At 71.0% G+C, this 25161-nt stretch carries 19 protein-coding genes; 12 read left to right on the top strand and 7 right to left on the bottom strand.

Annotated elements, in window-relative coordinates:
• Nucleotides 1-88: 88 nt before the first annotated feature.
• The 4 genes from AB0937_RS31635 to AB0937_RS31620 all read right to left on the bottom strand — a co-directional run bounded on the left by AB0937_RS31635 (nucleotide 89) and on the right by AB0937_RS31620 (nucleotide 6765).
• On the bottom strand, nucleotides 89-814 hold the full coding sequence (locus AB0937_RS31635; RefSeq protein WP_366716518.1) for a class I SAM-dependent methyltransferase: 726 nt from the start codon (nucleotides 812-814) through the stop codon (nucleotides 89-91).
• A gap of 308 nt (nucleotides 815-1122) precedes the next feature.
• Nucleotides 1123-3609, bottom strand: a complete 2487-nt coding sequence (locus tag AB0937_RS31630; protein WP_366716516.1) for a SpoIIE family protein phosphatase — start codon at nucleotides 3607-3609, stop codon at nucleotides 1123-1125.
• Nucleotides 3610-3774: 165 nt separating this feature from the next.
• On the bottom strand, nucleotides 3775-6165 hold the full coding sequence (locus AB0937_RS31625) for an MFS transporter (RefSeq protein WP_366716514.1): 2391 nt from the start codon (nucleotides 6163-6165) through the stop codon (nucleotides 3775-3777).
• Nucleotides 6166-6321: 156 nt separating this feature from the next.
• Complete coding sequence (locus AB0937_RS31620) at nucleotides 6322-6765, bottom strand: SRPBCC family protein (RefSeq protein ID WP_366716512.1); 444 nt, start codon at nucleotides 6763-6765, stop codon at nucleotides 6322-6324.
• A gap of 170 nt (nucleotides 6766-6935) precedes the next feature.
• Between AB0937_RS31620 and AB0937_RS31615 the strand changes: the two genes are divergently transcribed.
• From AB0937_RS31615 to AB0937_RS31605, 3 genes are all read left to right on the top strand, one after another.
• Entirely contained in the window at nucleotides 6936-7976 is a 1041-nt protein-coding gene (locus tag AB0937_RS31615) for an Rv2578c family radical SAM protein (protein ID WP_366716510.1), read from the top strand.
• A gap of 162 nt (nucleotides 7977-8138) precedes the next feature.
• Nucleotides 8139-9719, top strand: coding sequence for an alpha/beta hydrolase (locus AB0937_RS31610; RefSeq protein ID WP_366716508.1), 1581 nt, complete (start codon nucleotides 8139-8141; stop codon nucleotides 9717-9719).
• A gap of 131 nt (nucleotides 9720-9850) precedes the next feature.
• On the top strand, nucleotides 9851-10375 hold the full coding sequence (locus tag AB0937_RS31605; RefSeq protein WP_366716506.1) for a GNAT family N-acetyltransferase: 525 nt from the start codon (nucleotides 9851-9853) through the stop codon (nucleotides 10373-10375).
• Nucleotides 10376-10377: 2 nt separating this feature from the next.
• Here AB0937_RS31605 and AB0937_RS31600 read toward each other — a convergent pair whose 3' ends face one another.
• A complete protein-coding gene (locus AB0937_RS31600; protein ID WP_366716504.1) occupies nucleotides 10378-10953 on the bottom strand; it encodes an adenylosuccinate lyase in 576 nt (191 codons plus the stop codon).
• 394 nt (nucleotides 10954-11347) lie between these two features.
• Between AB0937_RS31600 and AB0937_RS31595 the strand changes: the two genes are divergently transcribed.
• From AB0937_RS31595 to pssA, 9 genes are all read left to right on the top strand, one after another.
• Complete coding sequence (locus AB0937_RS31595) at nucleotides 11348-13153, top strand: 3-hydroxyacyl-CoA dehydrogenase family protein (protein ID WP_366716502.1); 1806 nt, start codon at nucleotides 11348-11350, stop codon at nucleotides 13151-13153.
• A gap of 160 nt (nucleotides 13154-13313) precedes the next feature.
• Nucleotides 13314-14123 carry a TetR family transcriptional regulator gene (locus tag AB0937_RS31590; RefSeq protein WP_366716500.1) on the top strand — a complete coding sequence of 270 codons (810 nt, stop codon included), beginning with the start codon at nucleotides 13314-13316 and terminating at the stop codon, nucleotides 14121-14123.
• 381 nt (nucleotides 14124-14504) lie between these two features.
• Nucleotides 14505-15848, top strand: a complete 1344-nt coding sequence (gene ccrA / locus AB0937_RS31585) for a crotonyl-CoA carboxylase/reductase (RefSeq protein ID WP_366716498.1) — start codon at nucleotides 14505-14507, stop codon at nucleotides 15846-15848.
• A 17-nt stretch (nucleotides 15849-15865) separates the two neighbouring features.
• Nucleotides 15866-17914 carry a protein meaA gene (locus AB0937_RS31580; protein ID WP_366716496.1) on the top strand — a complete coding sequence of 683 codons (2049 nt, stop codon included), beginning with the start codon at nucleotides 15866-15868 and terminating at the stop codon, nucleotides 17912-17914.
• The gene (locus tag AB0937_RS31575) at nucleotides 17911-18873 is read left to right on the top strand and encodes a CoA ester lyase (RefSeq protein ID WP_234846300.1); all 963 of its coding nucleotides are present in this window, start codon (nucleotides 17911-17913) and stop codon (nucleotides 18871-18873) included. Before AB0937_RS31580 ends, AB0937_RS31575 begins: the two co-directional genes overlap by 4 nt.
• Nucleotides 18874-18878: 5 nt before the next feature.
• Entirely contained in the window at nucleotides 18879-19391 is a 513-nt protein-coding gene (locus AB0937_RS31570; protein WP_016431745.1) for a MaoC family dehydratase, read from the top strand.
• Nucleotides 19392-19393: 2 nt separating this feature from the next.
• Nucleotides 19394-20599, top strand: coding sequence for an acyl-CoA dehydrogenase family protein (locus AB0937_RS31565; RefSeq protein WP_103783615.1), 1206 nt, complete (start codon nucleotides 19394-19396; stop codon nucleotides 20597-20599).
• Nucleotides 20600-20769: 170 nt separating this feature from the next.
• Nucleotides 20770-21426, top strand: a complete 657-nt coding sequence (locus AB0937_RS31560; protein WP_003994082.1) for a phosphatidylserine decarboxylase — start codon at nucleotides 20770-20772, stop codon at nucleotides 21424-21426.
• 58 nt (nucleotides 21427-21484) lie between these two features.
• A complete protein-coding gene (pssA, locus tag AB0937_RS31555) occupies nucleotides 21485-22267 on the top strand; it encodes a CDP-diacylglycerol--serine O-phosphatidyltransferase (RefSeq protein ID WP_097223278.1) in 783 nt (260 codons plus the stop codon).
• A 70-nt stretch (nucleotides 22268-22337) separates the two neighbouring features.
• Here pssA and AB0937_RS31550 read toward each other — a convergent pair whose 3' ends face one another.
• On the bottom strand, nucleotides 22338-23378 hold the full coding sequence (locus AB0937_RS31550; protein ID WP_366716596.1) for an IS30 family transposase: 1041 nt from the start codon (nucleotides 23376-23378) through the stop codon (nucleotides 22338-22340).
• 446 nt (nucleotides 23379-23824) lie between these two features.
• The gene (locus AB0937_RS31545) at nucleotides 23825-24943 is read right to left on the bottom strand and encodes a glycerate kinase (RefSeq protein WP_366716595.1); all 1119 of its coding nucleotides are present in this window, start codon (nucleotides 24941-24943) and stop codon (nucleotides 23825-23827) included.
• Nucleotides 24944-25161: the final 218 nt, after the last annotated feature.

Here is a 25161-nt window from a genome sequence, read left to right as displayed (position 1 = left end):
CCGGGGCAGGGTGACCGTACACCGACAAATCCATCGCCCACCAGACCACGCCCCCGGCCCGGCCGGCCCGGCCGCCCGGCCGCCCGGCTCAGGCCGTACGCCCCGCCACCAGCCAGGTGGACGGCAGCTCGATACGGGTGCCGTCGGGTCGGTACTCCGTGGTCTTCAGGGGCAGCCGACCGCTCGCCAGCACCGTCAGACCGGCCGCTCCCAGATACTCGGGCACGGCCTCGTCCGACACCTCTCCCGGCGCGATGCCGTGCCGGAAGACCGGCGCGAGCTTGGGCGGCGGGCCGTCGGGGTCGCCGGCCAGGCCCGCCAGCACCGGCTTGGCGGCACCCGAGAGCTCCACCAGACAGGCGCGGCCGCGGTCTCCGACCAGCGTGGCGATCCCGTCGACCAGGGACTGCCGGTCGTCGGGCTCGCACTGGTGCAGGACACCCCGCAGGTAGACGTTGGCGTCACCGAGCTCCGCGTGCAGCGCCTGCGTCTCCTCCTTCGCCGCGGCGTCAAGCTGCCGGTAGGCGGCCTGCCCCGCCGGGTCGGCCCGCCGGGCGTGGTCGAGGGCAGCGGCGGACAGGTCGACGCCCAGGACGTGCGGGAAGCGGTCGGCGAGATAGCGGGTCTGCGTACCGTTGCCGCAGCCGAGATCCACCAACGGCAGCGCGGGATCGGCCAGATACGGTTCGAACAGGGCGAGGTGCGGGCCCGCGGTCAGGACCGGTTCCGCGTCCCAGAACACCGCCCCGGGCTCGGCGGACGCCTCGCGCCAGAACCCCTCCCAGGCTTCCCGGTACCTGCTCGTCACGCTCATGGCCCACTCCCCGGGGTGCGAACGAATCCCGCCACACGACGGGCGAGTACGGTGTACCGCGCCCGGGCCGCGGCGACAAGAACGCGGGCGCGGCGCCCCTTCGTGTCCGGCCTAAGCGGGGCCGCCGGCCGGCGGCGGGCCGGGCGCGCCGAGGAAACCCGGCCGCCGGTGCGGCGCCGCTCCCGCGGCGGCACGGACGGCGATCAGCACCGCGCCCGCGCAACAACACCGACGGCGACCAGCACCACGCCCGCGCAACAACACCGACGGCGTTCAGCACCGCGCCCGCGCGGCAGCACGGACGGTGTTCAGCGCCGTGGCAGCGTGAGTTCGAACCAGACCGTCTTGCCGGTCCGGGTCCGGCTGGTCCCCCACTCGCGGGCCAGCGTGCTGACCACGCGCAGACCGCGCCCGGCCTCGTCGAGCGGACCCGCCTGGAGCAGCGTCGGCAACTCGTGGTCGTCGTCGTCCACTTCGCACAGCAGGGTGTCGCCCCGGACCAGCCGCAGGCCGGCGGGGCGGGTGTGGGAGTGCCGTACGGCGTTGGTCACGAGTTCACCGGCCATCAGCTCGGCCGCCGCGACGAGCTTCGCAAGGCCCCAGTCGTGCAGTTGCTCGCGGACCGCGGCGCGGGCCCGGCCCACCTCGGCCGGGTCGAGGGCGAGGCGCCATTCCGCCACGTCGTCCGGCTCGATGCCGTTGAGGCGTGCCATCAGCAGGGCGACGTCGTCCTTGCGGCCACCGCGCGTGTTGAGCGCCCGGATGATGGTGTCGCAGGCGTCGTCCATGGACGCGGCCGGGTGCGCGGCCGACTCGCAGAGCGTCGCGAGGCCGACCCCGATGTCCTCGCCGCGCACCTCGACCAGCCCGTCGGTGCACATCACCAGCCGGTCGCCGGGTTCGACGCGCACGCGTACGGCCTGGAACGGCACGCCCCCGACGCCGATGGGCGCGCCCGTGGGCAGGTCCAGCAGTTCGCTGCGACCGTCGTCGGCCCGGACCAGGACGGGCGGGATGTGCCCGGCGTTGGCGAGGTGGAGCTCGCTCGCGATCGGGTCGTAGACGGCGTACAGGCAGGTCGCCAGATAGCTGTCGCCGAGACGCTGGGCGAGGTCGTCGAGATTGCGCAGCAACTGGGCGGGCGGCAGGTCGAGCCCGGCCATGGTCTGTACGGCAGTGCGCAACTGTCCCATCATCGCAGCCGAGTTCAGGCCGTGGCCCATGACGTCGCCGACCACGAACGCCGTGCGTCCGCCGTGCAGTTTCACCGCGTCGAACCAGTCGCCGCCGACCCGTCCGAGCAGCGTGCCCGGCAGATAGCGGGTGGCGATGTCGCAGCCGGCCATGCGGGGCGGGATGTGCGGCAGCATGCTGTCCTGGAGCGTCTCCGCGACGTTCTCCTGGAAGGTGTACATGCGGGCGTTGTCGAGCACGAGGCCCGCCCGGGCGGCGAGTTCGGCGCCGGTGACGCGGTCCATGTCGTTGAAGACGGGACGCTCGGGGTGCCGCAGCAGGATCATGAAGCCGAGGACGACGTTGCGCGCCTTGAGGGGCACGACGAGCATCGAGCGGCCGGTGATGAGCGGCCGGATGTCGCGTTTTTCGAACTGCGCGGCGATGGCGTGTCCCATCTCCTCGCTGATGCGCGGCACGAGCACGGGTTCACCGCTGGTCATGCACTGGAAGAACGGCGTGTGCGCCGGGAACGGCATGGCTTCTCCGACGGGGACGACGTCGTCCCAGCGGCCCGGCTCGTCGGTGTGCTCGACGGCGACCCGGTGCCACATCGTGGTCGTGTCGGGCACACCGTCCTCGAACCCCTCGCCGGCGACGACCTGTTCGCGCAGATAGGTCCCGGCGACGTCGGTGAAGCGGGGCACGACGGCCCTGCTGACCTCGGTGATGGTCCGCGCCAGGTCGAGGGAGGTGCCGATGCGTCCGCTGACCTCGTTGAGGAACTCCAGTCGCTCACGGACGGCGGCGTACTCGAGGTCCTCGCCTTCGTCCCGCAGGTCCTCGGGCACGGGTTCGCCGGCGGCCAGGGCCCGCGCGGCCCGTTCCCGGCGCGCCCTGCGCTCGGCGCGCCGGGCCACGCCCCAGTCGGGGGTGACGGGCACCCGGTCGTTCTGGCTGAACTCCAGAATCGGATAGCCGAATTCGAGGACCTGCGTGACGATCCGGGCGCTCTCGCCGACGCTCATGCTCGGCAGGATCTCGGGGAGCCGGCGGGCGAGGTCCTCCGCGCCGGGGAAGTCGGTGTGCAGCGCGAAGCCGGGAGCGATCCGCTCGAACGGCCCGTCGTCCGCGCGCAGTCCGTCCGCGTCGGCCGCCAGCACGAGCAGCCGCTCGGGGCCGGGGCCCACCAGCGGATAGGCCCACCACAGGACGTCGACCCGGCCGTCCCCGGACGCGGTGAGCCGGGCACGGCCGGCCGCAGGGTAGGAGAGCCCTCCGTCGAGGGAGGCCTCCAGGTCCGGACCGGGCCCTTCGGAGGCGGCGTACGCGGTGGTGTCGTGCCCACCGGAGGCGGTGCGGGCGCTGCTGTCCTGCCCGCCGGGGGCGGCGTACGCGCCGGAGGCCGGCTCCTCGGGCAGGGCGCCGGAGACGGGGAGCAGGTCGAGTGCGGTGCGGCCGATCGCTTCTTCCTTGGAGAGGCCGAACAGGCGCCGTGCGCCGCGGCTCCAGTGGGAGACGAGGCCGTCGCGGTCGACCACGACGACGGCCAGCGGGACGCGGCCGGGCTCGGCGGGTTCCGTGCCTGTGCGCTGCTCAGCCTTGTCGGTGCCACGGTCCATGGCCCAGGCCCTCTCTCCCCACGGACGCAAGATCTGTCCAGGCATCACCACCGTACGGCCAGGGGAGGCGGCGATGTGAGGCAACGCGGGAATTGCCCGCCGCGGGGTTCGCACCGGCGTGCGACCCCGCGCGCCGGTGCTGTCCGGTGCTCGGCCGGTGCCCGTTCAGCCCTCGTGGCTCAGCTGGAGATCCCGCTCGGTACGGCCTCCTCCGGCGACCTGGAGCACGGTCGCGACGGGTGGGTAGCCGGCGGCGATGACGGTGTACTCGCCGGAGGACAGGTCGACGAAGCGGAAGGTGCCGTCGGCCCCGGTGGTGAGGGTGTCGACCACGTTGCCGGCCACGTCGAGCAGTGTCACGCGCGCGTCCTCCACGGGACGGCCGCCGCCCGCCCGGACCGTGCCGCGCAGCACGGCGCCGCCGGCCAGCTCGATGTCCCGGCGGGTCTCGCGGGCGGCCTGGACGGTGACGGGAAGCGCGGCGGGGCGGAAGGCGGGCGCGCTGGCGGCGAGGGTGTACTCGCCGGCGACGAGCTCGGTGATGACGTAGCCGCCCTCCCGGCCGCTGCGGGTGGTGGCGACGACCTCGCCGTGCACGTTGGTGAGCGTGACGGTGGCGTCCCGTACGGGCGTGCCGTCGGCGGTGACGACGGTACCGATCAGGTTTCCGGCGCCGCCGAGGACGATGTCGAGTTCGACGGGACGTTCGCCGACGGTCACCGTGACCGCCTGCGGCTGGTGACCACCGGCCGCGGCGATCAGCACGTACGAGCCCGGGCCCGGGGTGGCCAGGGCGTAGCGCCCGTCCTCGCCGCTCGCGACGCGCCCGGTCTGCTGCCCGGTGACGTCGATGAGGGTGAGTGCGGCGCGGGGTACGACGGTTCCGTCGTGGTGCTGCACCGAGCCGCACACGGGCACGCCGGCGGCGTACGCGGTCCGGGCCGGCGGGATGGGGGCGTTCCCCGGCGCCGTGTCCGGGTCGGTGACGGAGACGTTGTGGGACACCAGGGGTTTCTCCTTGAGGAAGAGGGCGACGACCAGTCCGAGGACGAGCACCGGCACCAGGTAGAGGAAGATCCGCGGCATGGCTTCGGCGTACGCCCGGATGTAGTCGTCGCGCAGGGCCGGGGGCAGTGCGTGCACGAGCTGCGGGGTGAGGGACTCCGGGTCCGGGAGTCCGGCTCCCCCGCGCGCGGGGAGGCTCTCGTGGAGGGCGTCGGCGAGACGGTCCGCGAAGAGGGTTCCGAAGACGGCGGCTCCGACGCTGCCGCCGATCTGGCGGAAGTAGTTGTTGGCGCTGGTCGCGGTGCCGAGGTCGGCGGGGCGTACGGAGTTCTGCACGGCGAGGATCAGTACCGGCATCACCATGCCGATGCCGGCGCCGAGGACGGCCGTCCAGATGCTGTAGTGCAGCCGGGGCGTGCCGGCCTCCAGCCGCGACAGCAGCCACATGCCGACGGCGGAGAGGGCGCCGCCGAGGACCGGGTAGGCCTTGTAGCGGCCGGTGCGGCTGATGAGCCGGCCGACGACGATGGAGGCGCCGACGATGCCGGCCGTCATCGGCAGCATGAGCAGGCCCGACTCGGTGGCGGTCGCCCCGTCGACCATCTGCAGGTACGTCGGCAGGTAACCGGCGGCGCCGAACAGGCCCACGCCGACCACCAGGCCGACCAGGCCGGTGACGTTGAAGACGGAGTCCCTGAACAGCCGCAGGGGGATGAGGGGTTCGACGGCGAAGCGCTCGGTGACGAGGAAGAGGACGGTCGCCGCCAGCGCTCCGGCGGCGAGACCGAGGATCATGTGCGAGTCCCAGGCGTGCTCGGTGCCGCCCCAGCTGGTCAGCAGGACCAGGCAGGTGGAGGCGGCGGTCAGCAGCAGCGCGCCGAGGACGTCCAGCCGGGCCCGCGTGGCCGGCTTGGGGAGCTTCAGCGTGACGGCGACGACGGCCAGGGTGACGAGGCCGAAGGGGACGTTGACGTAGAAGCACCAGCGCCAGGAGAGGTGATCCGTGAAGTAGCCGCCGAGCAGCGGTCCGGCCACGGAGGCCAGGCCGAATGCGGCGCCGATCAGGCCCATGTAGCGGCCGCGCCGCCGGGGCGGCACGATGTCCGCGGTGATGGCCTGGACGCCGATCATGAGGCCGCCCGCGCCGACGCCCTGGAGGGCGCGGAAGGCGATCAGCTGGTCCATGGTCCGCGCCCGGCCCGCGAGCGCGGAGCCGATGACGAAGACGGCGATCGCGAACTGGAAGACGCCCTTGCGGCCGAGGAGATCGCCCAGTTTGCCGTAGATCGGAAGGCCGACGGTGGCGGTGAGCAGGTAGGCGGTGATCGCCCACGACATCCGGTCCAGGCCGTGCAGTTCTCCTGCGATCTTCGGGAGCGCGGTGGCGACGATCATCTGCTCCAGCGCCGCCAGGAGCAGGGCCGGCAGCAGCGCGAGGAAGACCAGCCGCACCCGTCGCGGGCTCGGGCCGCCGTCCGGATCCGGTGGTGGTACGGGGGCGTGGGGAGGTGCCACCGCCGGTTCGTCCTGCGCCAGAGTGATCCCGCCCACTCACCGCTCCCCTCGTCGCGCTGCCGCACCATTCCCGCGTAAAGGCGACAACTACGAGCAAGCGCGACGAGTTACGGCACGGGAGCCGGCCGTGGGGAGATCACTCGAACCGGTGAGGGGCGCAACAGCCCCTGCAAATCCGGGTCTTGGGGCGGGTTACTTCTCGACCTCGGCGGCGAGCTTCGCGAGCATCGCGTCGTAGATCCGGCCGAGTCCCTTGGGAGCGAAGGTCCGCTCGAAGAAGCCGCCGATGCCGCCGGCGCCGGTCCAGGTGGTGGTCACGACGACCCGGGACTTGCCCTCACCGGCCGGGGTGACCCGCCAGGTGGTGACCATGGAGGAGTTGCGGTCCTTCTCGACCAGCTCACCGTCGGTGGGCTCGGCGACCTCCAGGAGGCAGTCGCGCACGCGCTTGCTGGTGGCCTGGAGCTTCCAGTGGACGAGGGTGCCCTCGCCGTCACCGCCCTCCCTGACCTCGTACTCGCTGAACTGCTCGGGCAGCAGCTTCGCGCGCGTGCCGCTGTAGTCGGCGAGGGCGTCGAACACCGTCTCCGCGTCCGCCGCGACGATCCGCTCCGTAGTGGCCTCGACCTGCGCCATCGCTTTCCTCCAGGACCTGGTTGCTCGGGGGTCGGGGCAAGCCAACCACCCCGCCACCCGGCCCCCCAAATCGGGGTGGCGCAACGTGGTCGAACGCGTTCGGAAAACGCCCTCGCACGATCAAGGGAACATGTGTTCTATTCTGTGGTCAGTGCTACCGAGGAGGCGTCATGCGCTGGGAGAACCTCACCGTGGACTCCGAACACAGCCGGGCCGATGCCGCGCTGTTCGGCGCGGACGCGGTGGTCACGCGTACCTTCGACACGCCGGAGTTCCGCGGGATCACCTTCCACGAGATCCGGGCCCGCTCGATCATCAACCGGGTGCCGGCGGTGTCACGGATGTCGTTCCAGTGGACGGTCAACCCCTATCGAGGCTGCTCGCACGCGTGCGTGTACTGCTTCGCCCGCAAGACGCACAGCTACCTGGACCTCGACACGGGCCTCGACTTCGACAGCCAGATCGTGGTCAAGACCAACGCGCCGGAGCTGCTGCGCCGGCAGCTCGGCTCGCGCCGCTGGCAGGGCGAGCACATCGCCATGGGCACGAACGTCGACTGCTACCAGCGCGCCGAGGGCCGCTACCGCCTGATGCCGGGCATCATCGCGGCGCTGCGCGACCACGCGAACCCCTTCTCCGTCCTCACCAAGGGCACGCTCATCCTGCGCGACCTGGAGCTGATCAAGCAGGCGGCGCGGGTGACCGACGTCGGCGTCTCCGTCTCGGTCGGCTTCACCGAGCAGGAGCTCTGGCGCACCGTGGAACCGGGCACACCCGCCCCCGAACGGCGCCTGGAGGTCGTGCGCACCTTCGGCGATCACGGCATCGGCTGCGGAGTGCTGATGGCGCCGGTGATCCCGTTCCTGAGCGACACCCCCGCCCAACTCCGCGCCGCCGTACGGGCGATCGCGATGTCCGGCGCCACGTCAGTGACGCCGCTGGTCCTGCATCTGCGGCCCGGTGCCCGCGAGTGGTTCATGGCCTGGCTGGGGCAGCACCATCCGCACCTGGTGGCCCGCTACGAGCGGTTGTACGCGGAGGGCTCGTACGCCCCGAAGTGGTACCAGCGGCGGATCACCCGTCAGGTGCACGAACTGGCCGAGGAATACGGCATCGGACCGACCCGCGCGGGGACGCCGCGACGGATCAGCCCTCCCGAGCCGGCGCCGGAGCCGCCGGTCGCGGGACCGACCCAGCTCTCTCTCCTCTAGGAGGATCGACCGGCTGCCCCGTGACGAGCATTCGAGGCAATCCGAAGATCCGATCGGGTCATGAGCTGTACGCAATGAGTTCTTCCGGGACCGCTTTCCGGGACGATGCCGCGAGGACGGCGACCCCAGCGGTCCGACATCCCGCCGTCCCGGGAGGACTCCATGAGAAAACGGGCAGCCGCGCTGTGCGGCGCCGCCGTCGTCATGGCCGGCACCTTCACGGCCGTCCCCGCCGAGGCGAGCGCATCCGGCACCGCGACCACCACCCGGTACGCCGAGCTCTCCTGGAAGAGCTGCGCCACCGAGGATCATCCGACGCTCCAGTGCGCGTCGCTGAAAGTGCCGCTCGACCACCGCAGACCCCGGGGCGAGAAGATCACCCTCGCCCTGTCCCGCGTCCCGCACACCGCCCGGACCCACCAGGGCCCGCTCCTGGTCAACCCCGGCGGCCCGGGCGGCAGCGGGCTGACGCTCGCCGGGTTCGTCGCCTCGTCGCTGCCCGCGAAGGTCGCGGCCCAGTACGACGTCATCGGCTTCGACCCGCGCGGCGTCGGGGCGAGCAGGCCCGCACTGGACTGCGGGCCGGGCCACTTCGGCCCCGTCCGCCCGGACTCGCTGCCGACGACACCCGCGATCGAGCAGGCCAACCTCGACCGCGCCAGGACCTTCGCCGCCGCCTGCGGCAAGAAGTACGCGCATCTCCTGCCGTACATCGACACCACCGGCGCCGCGCGCGACATGGACGCGATCCGGCGGGCCCTGGGCGCGCAGCGGATCACCTACTTCGGCTACTCGTACGGCACCTACCTGGGGGCGGTCTACGCCGAGCTCTTCCCGGAGCGGGTCCGGCGCATGGTGCTGGACTCCGTGGTCGACCCGACCGAGGTCTGGTACGAGGCCAACCTCAACCAGGACCTGGCCTTCAACGACCGCCACCGCGCCTTCCTGGCCTGGGTCGCCGGGCACGACGCGACGTACCGGCTGGGCACCGATCCGGAGAAGGTCGAGGCCAGGTGGTACGCGATGCGCGCGGCCCTCGCCGAGAAGCCGGCGGGCGGCACGGTGGGCGCCTCGGAACTGGAGGACACCTTCATCCCGGGCGGCTACTACAACGGCTACTGGCCGAGCCTCGCGGAGGCGTTCGCGGCGTACGTGAACGACGAGGACTCCGAGCCGCTCGTCGAGGCGTACGAGGACTTCGGCGCGGTCGGCGCCTCGGGCGACAACGGCTACAGCGTCTACACCTCTGTGCAGTGCCGGGACGCCGGCTGGCCGCGCGACTGGCGGCGGTGGCGGGAGGACAACTGGGCGGTGTACGAGAAGGCGCCGTTCATGACCTGGAACAACGCCTGGTACAACGCACCGTGCGCGTTCTGGCCGGCGGGCTCGCTGCGCCCGCTGAACGTGGCGAACGGGAAGCTGCCGCCGGTGCTGCTGTTCCAGGCGACCGGCGACGCGGCCACCCCGTACGAGGGCGGCGTCACCGTGCACCGTCTGCTGGCCGGTTCCAGCCTGGTCGTGGAGGAGGGCGGCGGCAACCACGGCGTCACGCTGAGCGGCAACGCCTGTCTGGACGAGCACCTGGCGGCGTACCTGACCGACGGCACCGTGCCGCGCGGGCACGGCGAGGCGGACGCGGTGTGCGAGGCGCTGCCCGATCCGGAACCGGCGGCGGCCGCGAAGGCGACGCCGGCCTCCTCGAACGGCTCGACGCTGCACGGCCTGCTGGGCTTCGGCCACTGATCGGCTGACGACCCGTCGGGGGCGGTGCCGTCCGCGCCATGGTCCACCATGGGGGCCATGAGTGAACCGACGAGGACCCCCGCCCCCGACGGCGTCGCCCCACCCGCCCGGCACAGCCTTCCGGTCGCGTCATGAGCCTGCGGATACGGGAGATGGCGCTCGCCGACTGCGACCGCGTCGCGGAGATCCGCGTCGGCGGCTGGCGCAGCGCCTACCGGGGCCTGATCCCGCAGTCCTACCTGGACGGGCTCAGCGTCGGGGCGGACGCCGAGCGGCGTCGTGCGTACCTCGCGCAGGCCGACGGCAGCGTGGTGAACCTGGTCGCCGAGGACGCCGGCGGCGAACTCGTCGGCTGGGCGTGCCACGGCCCGTACCGGGAAGGCGAAATCCTCACCGGGGACGCCGAGTTGTACGCCATCTACGTGCACCCCGATCAGCTGGGACGAGGCGTGGGGCGGGCCCTGCTCACGGAGTCCGTGGCCCGCTGCTCCGCCGTGGGCCACGGCCGTCTCCTGCTGTGGGTGCTCAAGGAGAACGACCGGGCCCGCCGCTTCTACGAGCGGGCCGGGTTCCGGGCGGACGGCGCCGAGGAGCCGTTCGAGGTGGACGGGGTCGCGGTCCCCGAGGTGCGGTACGCCAGGTCACTCCCCCGCTGACCTCACCTCTGCCTCGGAATCCGCCCCAGCGCCCGCACCGCCGCCTCGGCCAGCGCCGGATGCGCGAGGGCCTCGTTCAGCACGGGCCCGGCCCGGACGTCGCCCAGCGCGCCGAGCCCGTCCACACAGGCGAGGGCCACGCGGCGGTGGGGGTCGTGCGGGCGCAGCCGCCGCCGGAGCGTGGTGATGAGCGCGGGCACCGCCTCGGGGGCCCGCAGCTCGACCAGGAGCCGTACCGGATGCAGGGCGTAGGCGACGCGCAGTTCGTTGGTGGCGAGGGCGGCGGCCGCGCGGGCGGTGCGCGGGTCTCCGAGCCGGGACAGCGCGTGGGCGGCGGAGGCGCAGCGCGGGGGGTCGCGGTGGTTGAGCAGCAGCACCAGCGCCTCGAACGCCCGCCGGTCCTGCGCGAGCCCCAGCCGGAACGCGGCCAGCTCCCGCGCCCACAGGGGCTGTCCGGGCTCGGTCAGCACCGCTGCCAGGGCGTCGGGGTCGCCGGTCGCCACGAGCCGCTCGAACACGGGCGAGGCCCCCGACTCCCGCCGTAAGCGCTCCGTGAGTGATCGCAACTCTTCGTCCATGAATCAGAGGTTAGGGCGTGGCGAGCCGCGCGGGACGTACATCACAAAGACGAGGGCTGGCGCGCTCGTTACCCGCCAGTTAAGCTCAGACGAGCGAGTTACCCACTCGCATTTCCTCGCGGCGGTCTGGTGACGCGGCTGTCGCGGGAGCAGTCGGTTCGGTGCCTCAGGTACCGCAGTACGGCTCGGCCCCGGGACAGGGCCGGTCGGATCCGCCGTTCACCCCGGGCGTGTGCACGCCCGCGGCGCGGCACCGGGCGTGTGCGCTTCGCAGCCCGGCCAGCACCCGCACTTCACCACGCACCCGGTGCGCCCGTGGTCCGGCTCCTGCCGGGCCGCCTCCGGCGCACCCGGAGCGCGTTCCCCGTCGTCACCCTCATCCTGGAGTCCCGCGATGGCCACTCCCCTTTCCGACCCGTCCCTGTCCCCGCTGCGGACCGTCGCCGTCGTCGGCCTCGGCACGATGGGCACCGGCATCGCCGAGGTCCTCGCCCAGGCCGGCCGCACGGTCGTCGGCATCGACATCAGCGAGGCCCAGGCCGCGAAGTGCGTCGCCGCGCTGGAGGCATCCACCGCCCGCGGCGTCGAGCGCGGGCGGCTGACCGAGCAGGAGCGTGCCGAGATCCTCGGCCGTGTCCGCACCTCCGCCGACCTGCGTTCCGCGGCCGACGCCGACCTGGTCATCGAGGTGGCCCCGGAGTCGTACGAGATCAAGCAGCAGATCTTCCGGGAACTCGACGGGATCGTGCGCCCCGAGACGATCCTGGCGACCGGCACCAACGCCCTGTCCGTGACCCGGCTGGCCGCGGACTCCTCCCGCCCCGAGCGGGTGCTGGGCCTGCACTTCTTCAACCCGGCCCCGGCCATGAAGCTGGTCGAGGTCGTCTCCTCGGTGCTGACCGCGCCGGCGGCCGTCACGGCGGTCACCGATCTGGCGCTCGACCTGGGCAAGGAGCCCGTCGCGGTCGGCGACCGGCCCGGGTTCGTCGCGGACGGCCTGCTGTTCGGCTACCTCAACCAGGCCGCCGCGATGTACGAGGCGAAGTACGCCTCCCGCGAGGACATCGACGCCGCGATGCGGCTGGGCTGCGGGTTGCCCATGGGGCCGCTGGCACTGCTCGACCTGATCGGCGTCGACACCGCGCGCACGGTCCTGGAGGCCATGTACGCCGCCTCCCGTGACCGGCTGCACGCCCCGGCCCCGATCCTCAAGCAGCTCAGCGAGGCGGGCCTGACGGGCCGCAAGGCGGGGCGCGGCTTCTACACGTACGAGGCGCCGGGCAGCGCGGTCGTCGTGCGGGACGCGCAGACCCCGGTGGAGGGCGGCGACCTGGTCCCCGGGCGGGAAGTCCGCTCGGTCGGTGTCGCGGGTTCGGGCACCATGGCCTCCGGCATCGCCGAGGTCTTCGCCAAGGGCGGGTACGAGGTGGTCATCGCCGCCCGCAGCGCGGAGAAGGCTCAGAACGCCAAGGCCCGGATCGGCAAGTCCCTGAACCGCTCGGTCGACAAGGGCCGGATGACCGCGGAGGCGGCCGCCGAGACCCTGGACCGCATCACCGCCACGGGCACCTACGACGACTTCGCGGGCGTCGACCTGGCCGTGGAGGCGGTCGCCGAGGACCTGGAGGTCAAGCGGCAGCTGTTCGCGGCCCTGGACAAGGTCTGCAAGCCGGGCGCGATCCTGGCCACCACGACCTCGTCGCTGCCGGTCGTCGCCTGTGCCCGTGCCACCTCGCGCCCGCAGGACGTGATCGGCATGCACTTCTTCAACCCGGCGCCGGCCATGAAGCTGGTCGAGGTCGTCCGTACGGTGCTGACCGCCGACGACGTCCACGCGACGGTCCGCGAGGTGTGCGGCCGGATCAGGAAGCACCCGGTGGACTGCGGTGACCGGGCCGGTTTCATCGTGAACGCGCTGCTGTTCCCGTACCTGAACAACGCGATCAAGATGGTCGAGGAGCACTACGCCTCGCTCGACGACATCGACGCGGCGATGAAGCTGGGCGGCGGCTACCCGATGGGCCCGTTCGAGCTGCTGGACGTGGTCGGGCTGGACGTCTCGCTCGCCATCGAGAAGGTCCTGCACCGCGAGTTCCGCGACCCGGGGCTCGCTCCCGCGCCGCTGCTGGAGCACCTGGTGGCCGCGGGCTGCCTCGGCCGCAAGACCGGCCGTGGCTTCCGCGAATATGCCAAGCGCTGAGCGATCCGGCGACCGGTTCCGGTCCGGCGCGGAGTGGGGCGGCCTGCTCGGCCCGGACCGGTTCCACCCGGCCGGCCGGTCCGCCCCTCCCCCGCCCCCGGGCGCCGGGGAAGAACCGGGCCATGCGCGGCGAGCTGCGCACATGCAGTACGTTCAGGGCATGCCCCAGCCCGCCAAGTCCTCACGTACACCCGCCACGGCCGACGCGCCGGAGAGTGCCGCCGGCTCTCGCGCCGCCGCCCAGCGGCTCAAGATGCGCCGGGAACTGGCAGCCGCAGCGATGGAGCTGTTCGCGAGCAAGGGGTACGAGGCGACCACCGTCGACGAGATCGCGGCCCAGGCCGGCGTCGCCCGCCGCACCTTCTTCCGCCACTTCCGCTCCAAGGAAGAGGCGATCTTCCCCGACCACGACGACACCCTGATCCGCGCCGAGGCGGTGCTCAACGCCGCGCCCGCGCACGAGCATCCGCTCGACACGGTGTGCCGTGGCATCAAGGAAGTCATGCGGATGTACGCGGCCCGGCCGGAGATCTCGGTCGCCCGCTACAAGCTGACGCGCGAGGTGCCCACCCTGCGTGAGGCGGAGATCGCGTCGGTGGCCCGCTACGAGCGCCTCTTCACCCGCTACCTCCTCGGTCACTTCGACGAGCGGGCGCACGCCGACGACGCCAACGACGACCCGCTGCTGGCGGAGGTCGCCGCGTCCGCGGTCGTCACGGCCCACAACCACGTCCTGCGGCGCTGGCTGCGTGCGGGCGGGCAGGGCGACGTGGAGGCGCAGCTGGACCACGCCTTCGCGATCGTGCGCAAGACGTTCGGCACGGGCATCGGGGCCGGGCGCTCCACGGAACCACAGCCGGCCGTGGCCACCGCCTCGGCGCAGGGCGAGGTGCTCGTGACCGTCGCCCGCACCGACGCGCCGCTGGACGAGGTCATGCGGACCATCGAGCAGGCACTCAAGGAGCGCTGAGCCTCCCCCGCCCTGTGATGACGGCCACCCTTCGGGGTGGCCGTTTTGGCATGTCAGAGGCTGTTTTGCTGGGCCTTGCCGAGCCCATTCGATCGATCATCGCTCATTTGTTACGTAAAGATTTCATCTGAGGCCAAGTTCTGGCACTCAGTGCCTTGCGGGGTGACACGCGGTGTCATACGTTGAAGGAGTCCGGACGACGTCCCGGCAGGCCGAACCCGCCTGCACGCCCGGACGCCTGCGTCACAGGCAACCTCCCGCGCCACCATGCGCTGCCGAACAGCACCATCGCCGAACCGACGGCACACCCTCAACCCTCAGCAGCACCGACGAACCCATCGGCGCCCCTCCCTCAGGGCGCTCACCGCCGGAGGCAACACCGTGACCGTTAAGGACATCCTGGCCGCGATCCAGTCGCCCGACTCCACGTCGGAGGACTTCGCTGCCCTCCCGCTCCCCGAGTCGTACCGCGCGATCACCGTGCACAAGGACGAGACGGAGATGTTCGCGGGCATGACGACCCGCGAGAAGGACCCGCGCAAGTCGATCCACCTGGACGAGGTGCCGCTGCCCGAGCTCGGCCCGGGCGAGGCCCTGGTGGCCGTCATGGCCTCGTCGGTGAACTACAACTCGGTGTGGACCTCGATCTTCGAGCCGCTGTCCACCTTCGGGTTCCTGGAGCGCTACGGCCGCACCAGCGAGCTGGCCAAGCGCCATGACCTGCCGTACCACATCATCGGCTCCGACCTCGCGGGCGTCGTGCTGCGCACCGGCCCGGGCGTCAACGCCTGGCGGCCCGGTGACGAGGTCGTCGCGCACTGCCTGTCCGTCGAGCTGGAGTCCAGCGACGGCCACAACGACACGATGCTCGACCCCGAGCAGCGCATCTGGGGCTTCGAGACCAACTTCGGCGGCCTGGCCGAGATCGCGCTGGTCAAGTCCAACCAGCTGATGCCGAAGCCCGACCACCTGTCGTGGGAGGAGGCCGCCGCCCCCGGTCTGGTCAACTCCACCGCCTACCGGCAGCTGGTCTCCCGCAACGGCGCCGGCATGAAGCAGGGCGACAACGTCCTGATCTGGGGCGCGAGCGGCGGACTCGGCTCCTACGCCACCCAGTTCGCGCTGGCGGGCGGCGCCAACCCGATCTGTGTCGTCTCCAGCGACCAGAAGGCGGACATCTGCCGCTCGATGGGCGCCGAGGCGATCATCGACCGCAACGCCGAGGGCTACAAGTTCTGGAAGGACGAGAACACCCAGGACCCCAAGGAGTGGAAGCGCTTCGGCAAGCGCATCCGCGAACTCACCGGCGGCGAGGACATCGACATCGTCTTCGAGCACCCCGGCCGTGAGACCTTCGGCGCGAGCGTCTTCGTCACGCGCAAGGGCGGCACCATCACCACCTGCGCCTCGACCTCGGGCTACATGCACGAGTACGACAACCGCTACCTGTGGATGTCGCTGAAGCGGATCATCGGTTCGCACTTCGCCAACTACCGCGAGGCCTGGGAGGCCAACCGGCTCATCGCGAAGGGCAAGATCCACCCCACCCTGTCGAAGGTGTACTCCCTGGAGGACACCGGCCAGGCCGCGTTCGACGTGCACCGCAACCTCCACCAGGGCAAGGTCGGCGTGCTCTGCATGTCCCCCGAGGAGGGCCTGGGCGTGCGCGACCAGGAGAAGCGCGCCCAGCACATCGACGCCATCAACCGCTTCCGCAACATCTGAGACACCCGGGGTCATAGATGACTGAGCGTCAGCCCGCCCAGGCGAAGCGGGAGAAGGACCGGCCGTGGCTCATGCGCACGTACGCCGGTCACTCCACGGCCGAGGCGTCCAACGAGCTGTACCGGCGCAACCTCGCCAAGGGCCAGACAGGTCTGTCGGTGGCGTTCGACCTGCCGACGCAGACCGGCTACGACTCCGACCACGTCCTCGCCCGCGGCGAGGTCGGCCGGGTCGGCGTGCCGATCGCGCACGTCGGTGACATGCGCCGGCTGTTCCAGGACATCCCCCTGGAGCAGATGAACACCTCGATGACGATCAACGCCACCGCCATGTGGCTGCTGGCGCTCTACCAGGTCGTCGCCGAGGAGCAGGGCGCGGACATCACCAAGCTCCAGGGCACGACCCAGAACGACATCGTCAAGGAGTACCTGTCCCGCGGGACGCACGTCTTCCCGCCGGGGCCGAGCCTCCGCCTGACGACGGACATGATCGCGTACACGGTCTCGCACATCCCGAAGTGGAACCCGATCAACATCTGCAGCTACCACCTGCAGGAGGCGGGCGCCACGCCGGTCCAGGAGATCGCGTACGCGATGTCCACCGCGATCGCCGTCCTGGACGCCGTGCGCGACTCCGGCCAGGTGCCGCAGGAGCGCATGGGCGATGTCGTGGCGCGCATCTCCTTCTTCGTGAACGCGGGCGTCCGCTTCATCGAGGAGATGTGCAAGATGCGGGCGTTCGGCCGCATCTGGGACCGCATCACCCGCGAGCGGTACGGCATCGAGAACCCCAAGCAGCGCCGCTTCCGCTACGGCGTCCAGGTCAACTCCCTGGGCCTGACGGAGGCGCAGCCGGAGAACAACGTCCAGCGGATCGTCCTGGAAATGCTGGCCGTCACCCTCTCCAAGGACGCCCGCGCGCGTGCCGTGCAGCTGCCCGCCTGGAACGAGGCCCTGGGCCTGCCCCGCCCCTGGGACCAGCAGTGGTCGCTGCGCATCCAGCAGGTGCTGGCGTACGAGAGCGATCTGCTGGAGTACGAGGACATCTTCGAGGGCTCGAAGGTGATCGAGACGAAGGTGGAGCAGCTGGTCGAGGACGCGTTCGCCGAGATCGAGCGCATCCAGGAGATGGGCGGTGCGATGGCGGCCGTCGAGTCCGGCTACCTCAAGTCGCAGCTCGTCGCCTCGCACGCCGAGCGCCGGGGCAGGATCGAGTCCGGCCAGGAGAAGATCATCGGTGTCAACGCCTTCGAGGGCACCGAGCCCAACCCGCTGACCGCCGACCTGGACACCGCGATCCAGACGGTGGACCCGGCGGTCGAGGCCCGGGTCATCGCCTCGCTCCAGCAGTGGCGCGACAGCCGCTACCAGCCGCCCTTCAACCACCCGCGGCCCTGCAAGGCCCTGGAACGGCTGAAGGAGGCCGCGCGCGGCGACGAGAACCTGATGGAGGCCACCCTGGAGTGCGCCCGCGCCGGGGCGACGACCGGCGAGTGGGCCGGGGCCCTGCGCGAGGTGTTCGGCGAGTTCCGGGCCCCGACGGGCGTCTCGTCGGCGCCGGTGGCCGTTCCGGTCGAGGAGGGCAGCGCGCTCGCCGTGGTCCGCCGCAAGGTCGACCTCACGGCCAAGGACCTGAACGTGGGCAAGCTGCGCTTCCTGGTCGGCAAGCCGGGCCTGGACGGTCACTCCAACGGCGCCGAGCAGATCGCCGTCCGTGCGCGCGACGCCGGCTTCGAGGTGGTCTACCAGGGCATCCGGCTGACGCCCGAGCAGATCGTGGACGCGGCCCTCGCCGAGGACGTGCACGCGGTGGGACTGTCCATCCTGTCCGGCTCCCACGCCCAGCTGGTCCCGGACGTCCTCGAACGGCTGCGTGTGGCCGGTGCCACAGATATACCCGTGATCGCCGGTGGCATCATCCCCCATGGTGACGCCGAGCAGCTCAGGGAAGCCGGAGTGGCCGCGGTCTTCACCCCGAAGGACTTCGACATCACCGGAATCATCGGCCGCATCGTCGACGAGATCCGGAAAGCGAACAAGCTCGACCCCCTGGAGGTCCCCGCATGACCACGGTCAACCGCCTTCGCCCCCGGCGTTCCTGCCTGGCGGTACCGGGCTCGAACCCGCGCTTCCTGGAGAAGGCCCAGGGCCTCCCCGCGGACCAGGTCTTCCTCGACCTGGAGGACGCCTGCGCCCCGCTCGCCAAGCCCGAGGCGCGGCACACCATCGTCAAGTTCCTCAACGAGGGCGACTGGACGGGCAAGACGCGGGTCGTGCGCGTCAACGACTGGACGACCGAGTGGACCTACCGCGACGTCGTCACGGTCGTGGAGGGCGCCGGCCAGAACCTCGACTGCATCATGCTGCCGAAGGTCCAGGACGCCCAGCAGATCGTCGCCCTCGACCTGCTGCTGACGCAGATCGAGAAGACGATGGGCTTCGAGGTCGGCAAGATCGGCATCGAGGCGCAGATCGAGAACGCGCAGGGCCTGAACAACGTCAACGAGATCGCGACGGCGTCCCAGCGCGTCGAGACCATCATCTTCGGCCCGGCCGACTTCATGGCGTCCATCAACATGAAGTCGCTGGTGGTGGGCGAGCAGCCGCCCGGTTACCCGGCGGACGCCTACCACTACATCCTGATGAAGATCCTGATGGCCGCCCGCGCCAACAACCTCCAGGCGATCGACGGCCCCTACCTGCAGATCCGCAACATCGACGGCTACCGCGAGGTCGCCCAGCGCGCCGCCGCGCTCGGCTTCGACGGCAAGTGGGTGCTGCACCCGGGCCAGGTCGAGGCGTCCAACGAGATCTTCTCGCCGTCGCAGGAGGACTACGACCACGCCGAGCTGATCCTGGACGCGTACGACTACTACACGTCCGAGGCGGGCGGCAAGAAGGGCTCGGCGATGCTCGGCGACGAGATGATCGACGAGGCCAGCCGCAAGATGGCGCTGGTCATCTCCGGCAAGGGCCGCGCCGCCGGTATGCAGCGCACCAGCAAGTTCGAGATTCCGGAGGGCTGAGCGCGATGCAGTTCGGGCGCACCTACGAGGAGTTCGAGGTCGGGGCGACGTACAAGCACTGGCCGGGCAAGACGGTCACGGAGTACGACGACCACCTGTTCTGTCTCCTCACCATGAACCACCACCCGCTCCACATGGACACGAACTATGCGGAGAAGACGACGGACTTCGGCAAGAACGTCGTCGTCGGGAACTACATCTACTCGCTGCTGCTCGGCATGTCCGTGCCGGACATCTCCGGCAAGGCCATCGCCAATCTGGAGATCGAGTCGCTCAAGCACGTGGCGCCGACCTTCCACGGCGACACGATCTACGGCCAGACGACCGTGCTCGACAAGTGGCCGTCGAAGTCGAAGAACGACCGCGGCATCGTGCACGTCGAGACCAAGGGCTACAAGCAGGACGGCACGCTGGTCTGTGTGTTCCGCCGCAAGGTGATGGTGCCGACCGAGACGTACATCAAGGAGCGCGGCGGCGAGCAGCCCGGCCGCCCCGAGCTCAAGGAGCAGGAGAAGTAGCCATGGCGCGACTCGCCCAGACCGCCGGTCTGACGGACGTCCAGCAGGAGATCCTGTCCACTGTCCGGGACTTCGTGGACAAGGAGATCATTCCGGTCGCGACCGAGCTGGAGCACCGCGACGAGTACCCCCAGCAGATCGTCGACGGGCTGAAGGAGTTGGGCCTGTTCGGCCTGATGATCCCCGAGGAGTACGGGGGCCTGGGCGAGTCGCTCCTTACCTACGCGCTGTGCGTGGAGGAGATCGCCCGCGGGTGGATGTCGGTGTCCGGCATCATCAACACCCACTTCATCGTGGCGTACATGCTCAAGCAGCACGGCACGCAGGAGCAGAAGGACCACTTCCTGCCGAGGATGGCGGCCGGCGACATCCGGGGCGCCTTCTCGATGTCGGAGCCGGGCCTCGGCTCGGACGTGTCGGCGATCACATCGAAGGCGGTGAAGGACGGCGACGAGTACGTCCTCAACGGCCAGAAGATGTGGCTGACAAACGGCGGAACGTCGTCCCTGGTGGCCGTCCTGGTCAGAAGTGACGAAGGTCACCCCGAGGGCACGGCGCCCCACAAGTCGATGACCACCTTCCTGGTCGAGAAGGAGCCCGGCTTCGGCGAGGTGCGTCCGGGTCTCACGATCCCCGGCAAGATCGACAAGATGGGTTACAAGGGGGTCGACACCACCGAACTCATCATGGATGGCCTGCGGATTCCTGCGGATCGCGTGCTCGGCGGGGTCACCGGCCGTGGTTTCTACCAGATGATGGACGGGGTCGAGGTCGGCCGCGTGAACGTGGCGGCGCGTGGTTGCGGCGTCGCTCAGCGTGCGTTCGAGCTGGGCGTCCAGTACGCCCAGCAGCGCCACACCTTCGGGAAGCCGATCGCCCAGCACCAGGCGATCCAGTTCAAGCTGGCCGAGATGGCTACCAAGGTCGAGGCCGCCCATGCGATGATGGTGAACGCAGCTCGCAAAAAGGACTCCGGGGAGCGAAACGACCTCGAAGCAGGGATGGCGAAGTACCTCGCCTCCGAGTACTGCAAGGAGGTCGTCGAAGACGCCTTCCGGATCCACGGCGGCTACGGCTTCTCCAAGGAGTACGAGATCGAGCGCCTCTACCGCGAGGCCCCGATGCTGCTCATCGGTGAAGGTACCGCCGAGATCCAGAAAATGATCATCGGCAGGCGGCTGCTCGAAGAGTATCGATTCCAGGGCTAGATGTCCGGATACGGGGTGTTTTCTTGGAGAAGAAGATCACACCCCGTCAGCACTCTTCTGCCGCCGACTCGGCTGCCTGGCTTACCCAGTTACGGCCCCGAGCCGCTACGATCGCCGGAAAGCCGCCGTCCCCCGTCAGAGTGCGGCATCATCCGCTACGAAGGTCATCCATGCCCCACAGCCAAACCTCTGCACCTCGCGACAGCCGGGCCGGCGTACGCCTCGCGCGCGGAGCATCGCCGTGGCTCCTTCCGACCGTCGCCACCGCAGCACTCAGCCTCGCCCGCGCGCGCCGCTCCGGCGCCGCCAAGGCCGTGGCCGTTCCCGCCACCGCGCTGGCGGCGGGGATGCTGTGGTTCTTCCGCGACCCCGAGCGCGAGATCACCCAGGGCCGGGTCATCTCGCCCGCCGACGGTGTGGTGCAGAGCATCATGCCGTGGAAGGACGGCCGCACCCGCGTCGCGATCTTCATGAGCCCGCTCAACGTCCACGTCAACCGCGCGCCGCTGGCCGGCACGGTGACGTCGGTCGAGCACATCCCCGGTGGCTTCGTTCCCGCCTTCAACAAGGAGAGCGAGAACAACGAGCGTGTCGTCTGGCACTTCGACACCGAGCTCGGCGACATCGAGATGATCCAGATCGCCGGCGCGGTCGCCCGCCGCATCGTCCCCTACGTGCCGCAGGGCACCAAGGTCGAGCAGGGCGAGCGGATCGGCCTGATCCGCTTCGGCTCGCGCGTGGACCTCTACCTGCCCGAGGGCGTGGAGGTCGCGGTCGAGGTCGGTCAGAAGACCGTGGCGGGGGTGACTCGCATTGACCGTGATTGATCCTGATACCAAGGCCGGCTGGGTCCCGGAGGCCGACGAGGTCGACGAAGAAGAGGAGATGCCCCTCTCTCTTCGCCTGTCGATAGCGGACACCCTGACGCTCGGCAACGCGACGTGCGGCTTCATGGCGGTGTACTTCACCACCACCGGCATCCTGATCCCTGACCTCATGGGCAGCCAGGAGTCCGGCATGGCGCGCAACAGCGCGGCCACGGCGGTCATCCTGATGCTGTGCGCGGCGGTCTTCGACCTGTTCGACGGCCTGGTGGCGCGCAAGCTGCGCTCCTCCCCCATGGGCGCCGAGCTGGACAACCTGTCCGACCTGATCAGCTTCGGCCTGGCGCCGGCGTACTTCGTCCTCGTCTACGGCATGGTGGCCGAGGGCGCGTACCAGCGGGTCGCGGCGGTCGGGGCGATCGTGGTGCTGCTGGCGGTGGTGCTGCGGCTTGCCCGGTTCTCGTGCGTCACGGTCAAGGACGGCACCTTCCAGGGCATGCCGTCACCGTTCGGCGCACTGACGGTCGTGTCCATCGTGCTGCTGGAGCTGCCCTTCGTGGCGACCCTGCTGGCGATCCTGGGGACGGCGTGGCTGATGGTGAGCCGCGTGGAGTACCCGAAGCCGCGGGGCCGGCTCGCCGTGGCGATGCTGTCGTGGATCGTGCTGGGCATGGGCCTGATGGCCGCCTGGGCGTTCGACGCGCCGAGCGGCCAGCTGCTGCTCCAGACGGGCTGTGCGCTCCAGCTGGTCATGGGGGCGGTGATCCCGCTGTTCGCGACGGCTCGGCGGGTGAACAACTTCCGCGGCAACCGCCGGGAGGCGCGGGCGGCTCAGCTGCCGTAGCGACCGTACGACGAGGAAGGCCCCGAGCTTCGAGCTTGGGTTCAAGGGGTCGTCGCAACACCGCTTGGTTTCAGGTGGTGAGTAGATCACGTAGACGCTCGGCTGGGGTATCCCAGCCGAGCGTCTTGCGTGGGCGGCCGTTGAGTTCCTGGGCGACGTGTTCGAGGTCTTCAGGACTGTGCAGGCTCAGATCGGTGCCTTTCGGGAAGTACTGCCGCAGCAGCCCGTTCGTGTTCTCGTTCGAGCCGCGTTGCCAGGGCGAGGCCGGGTCGCAGAAGTAGACGGGCATGTCGGTGGCCATGCTGAACTGCTTGTGACGTGCCATCTCGCTGCCCTGGTCCCAGGTGAGAGAGCCGCGCAGGTGGTCGGGCAGGGTCTGGATGGTGCGGACGAGCCCGTCGCGGACGGTCTCGGCGTCGTGGGCTCCGCCCGGCAGGTGGACCAGCATGGTGTAGCGGGTGCTCCGTTCGACCAGGGTGGCGATCGCGGAGCGCCCGCCCGCGCCGATGATCAGGTCGCCTTCCCAGTGTCCGGGCACGGCCCGGTCCTCGACGGCGGCGGGGCGGTCGCTGATCATCACCATCGGGTCGATGAATCGTGGGGTGCGCCGCTCGGGATCCCGGCGTGGTTTGCGGCGGGTCCGGCCGGAGCGGATGGCTGCCTGCACTTCCCGTTTCAGGCCGCCGCGGGCCTGGAAGTACAGCGCCTGGTAGATCGTTTCCACGCTCACCCGCATGCTCTCGTCGTCGGGATGTTCCCTCAGCAGAGCGTGGCAGATCTGTGCCGGTGACCACCGTCTGCGCAGTCCGTCCTGGACGAAGCGGCGCAGCCGTCCCTCGCGCAGCAGCTTGCGGTCCTTGGGCCGGGGCCTGCGCGCTGCCGCCGTCCGGTGGGCCGTGTAGGGCTGGTAGCCCTCGCTGCCCGAGTTCGCGTCGATCTCCCGCTTGATCGTGCTCGCCGGCCGTCCCAGGGCCCGTCCGATCGCCCGCAGTGACTGACCTGTCGTGCGGAGATCGCGGATCCGTTCGCGCTCGGCCAGTGTCAAGAACCGCGGGTTGAGCTGCTTCTCCAGGGCCGTCAGGCCCACCGGTGCTGTGGTCACACCGCACATCGTGACGGTCCCCGCCGTGTAATCGACACGGCGCCCGTCGGCATAGGTGCGCGCAGAGCGGCTCTTCTTGACGCCCCAGTCCCAGTCCTTGGCCGTGCGCTCGTTCACACCGACCTGCCGGGCCGCCACTCGGCGTGCGACACCGGTGGCCCGAAGCCGCTCGTACTCGTCCCGCCCGGGATGCCGGCGCGGCAGACGCACCGAACTCCGTCCGGCCTTCCGAGCCCAGCCGAAAGCGGTGTTCCGGTTCACCCCCAGCTCACGCGCCACCACGGTCACGTTCCCCACGACATCCAGCCGTGCAAGGAAACGCTCCCGCAATCCGCAAGATCACGCTCAACGCCCACGGTCCTCGCAACTCCCACAAATCGCGGGTGTTGCGAGGACCGCTAGAACCCAAGGAGCTCGGGGCCTTCCTCGTGCCCGGGCGGCGGGATCCGCCCGGCTCAGGTCAGGAAGTCCCGCGCGATCCGCTCCGCCACACGCTCCAGGATCGGCCCGGCCTCCGCGATGCACTTCGCGACGTCCGGTTCCGCGTCCGTCAGGGGGTAGGCCCGGCGGAAACCGGCACGGCCCAGCGTCTGCGGCGGCAGCGCGAGACGGCCGCAGACCGCCACGACGTCCTTGTCCGCGGCACGGGCTGCCGCGGCCACGCCCGCCGGCGCCTTGCCGTGCAGGGTCTGCTCGTCGAGGGAGCCCTCTCCGGTGATGACCAGATCGGCGCGCTCCAGGGCGGCCGCGAAGCCCAGAACGTCGAGCATCACCTCGATGCCGGGACGGAACCGGGCGCCCAGCAGGAGGGCGCCGTAGCCGATGCCACCCGCCGCGCCCGCGCCCGGCGACGCCGCGTACTCGGCGGCCTTCGCGCCGGCCGGACCCCGGAGCACCTCCGCGAAGTGCGCGAGGGCCGCGTCCAGGGCCGCTACGTCGTCGGGTGAGGCGCCCTTCTGCGGGCCGTAGACCGCGGGCGCGCCCTTCGGGCCGGTCAGTGGGTTGTCGACGTCGCTCGCGAGGACCAGCTCGACCTCGGCGAGGCGCGGGTCGAGGCCGGACAGGTCGGCGGTGGCCAGCTCGGCGAGTCCGCCGCCGCCCGGGGGCACCGGCTCCCCCTCGGCGTCCAGGAACCGGGCACCGAGCGCGGACAGCATCCCGGCGCCCCCGTCGGTGGTGGCGCTGCCGCCGACCCCGAAGACGATCGTGCGGGCACCGGCGTCCAGCGCGGCCCGCAGCAGCTCGCCCGAGCCGTACGTGGACGCCGTGAGGGGGGCGAAGACCCCGGCGGGCAGCCGCTGCAGCCCGCTCGCCTCGGCCATCTCCACGACGGCGGTGCCCGCACGCAGCGCGAACGCCGCGGTCACCTCGTCACCGAGGGGGCCGGCGACCCGTACTTCCCGGCGCTCGAACCCGGCCGCGACCGCCGCGGCCACGGTCCCGTCGCCGCCGTCGGCCACGGGCAGCGCCTCGACCTCGAGGTCCGGGCAGGCCCGGCGCAGCCCGGCCGTGACCCGCTCGGCGACCTGCACGGCCGTCAGCGACCCCTTGAACTTGTCCGCGGCGACGAGCACCCGCTCTGCCTTCCGGGTGCCGCTCACTGCAGCGTCCGCCACTTGCACTCCCCTTGCTCTCCGGGCCCTCACGCACGTCAAGGCCAGTCGCGCCGCTGTGACCTTAACCGGCCGACGCCCCGTCCGTCAGCATCCGCCCGGCTCGTGGCCCGAGGCTCCCAGGCGCGCGGGACTGCGTCCGATGCGGCTGCCGCCGCCGGGGGGCGCGCGAACAACCA

It is taken from the genome of Streptomyces sp. NPDC047880 (genome assembly GCF_040706515.1).
Classification (GTDB): Bacteria; Actinomycetota; Actinomycetes; order Streptomycetales; family Streptomycetaceae; genus Streptomyces.
Note: the sequence above shows the minus strand (reverse complement) of the source record. Positions and strands in the feature narration are given on the sequence as shown.

Excerpts from the sequence above, each read along its gene's own strand:
- AB0937_RS31610 (WP_366716508.1), top strand. The coding sequence starts at position 8,139 with ATGAGAAAACGGGCAGCCGCGCTGTGCGGCGCCGCCGTCGTCATGGCC.
- AB0937_RS31575 (WP_234846300.1), top strand. The coding sequence starts at position 17,911 with ATGACCACGGTCAACCGCCTTCGCCCCCGGCGTTCCTGCCTGGCGGTA.
- pssA (WP_097223278.1), top strand. The coding sequence starts at position 21,485 with ATGCCCCTCTCTCTTCGCCTGTCGATAGCGGACACCCTGACGCTCGGC.
- AB0937_RS31550 (WP_366716596.1), bottom strand. The coding sequence starts at position 23,378 with ATGTGCGGTGTGACCACAGCACCGGTGGGCCTGACGGCCCTGGAGAAG.
- AB0937_RS31570 (WP_016431745.1), top strand. The coding sequence starts at position 18,879 with ATGCAGTTCGGGCGCACCTACGAGGAGTTCGAGGTCGGGGCGACGTAC.
- AB0937_RS31560 (WP_003994082.1), top strand. The coding sequence starts at position 20,770 with ATGCCCCACAGCCAAACCTCTGCACCTCGCGACAGCCGGGCCGGCGTA.
- AB0937_RS31580 (WP_366716496.1), top strand. The coding sequence starts at position 15,866 with ATGACTGAGCGTCAGCCCGCCCAGGCGAAGCGGGAGAAGGACCGGCCG.
- AB0937_RS31595 (WP_366716502.1), top strand. The coding sequence starts at position 11,348 with ATGGCCACTCCCCTTTCCGACCCGTCCCTGTCCCCGCTGCGGACCGTC.
- AB0937_RS31635 (WP_366716518.1), bottom strand. The coding sequence starts at position 814 with ATGAGCGTGACGAGCAGGTACCGGGAAGCCTGGGAGGGGTTCTGGCGC.
- AB0937_RS31600 (WP_366716504.1), bottom strand. The coding sequence starts at position 10,953 with ATGGACGAAGAGTTGCGATCACTCACGGAGCGCTTACGGCGGGAGTCG.
- AB0937_RS31615 (WP_366716510.1), top strand. The coding sequence starts at position 6,936 with ATGCGCTGGGAGAACCTCACCGTGGACTCCGAACACAGCCGGGCCGAT.
- AB0937_RS31620 (WP_366716512.1), bottom strand. The coding sequence starts at position 6,765 with ATGGCGCAGGTCGAGGCCACTACGGAGCGGATCGTCGCGGCGGACGCG.
- AB0937_RS31605 (WP_366716506.1), top strand. The coding sequence starts at position 9,851 with ATGAGCCTGCGGATACGGGAGATGGCGCTCGCCGACTGCGACCGCGTC.
- AB0937_RS31565 (WP_103783615.1), top strand. The coding sequence starts at position 19,394 with ATGGCGCGACTCGCCCAGACCGCCGGTCTGACGGACGTCCAGCAGGAG.
- AB0937_RS31630 (WP_366716516.1), bottom strand. The coding sequence starts at position 3,609 with ATGGACCGTGGCACCGACAAGGCTGAGCAGCGCACAGGCACGGAACCC.
- AB0937_RS31590 (WP_366716500.1), top strand. The coding sequence starts at position 13,314 with ATGCCCCAGCCCGCCAAGTCCTCACGTACACCCGCCACGGCCGACGCG.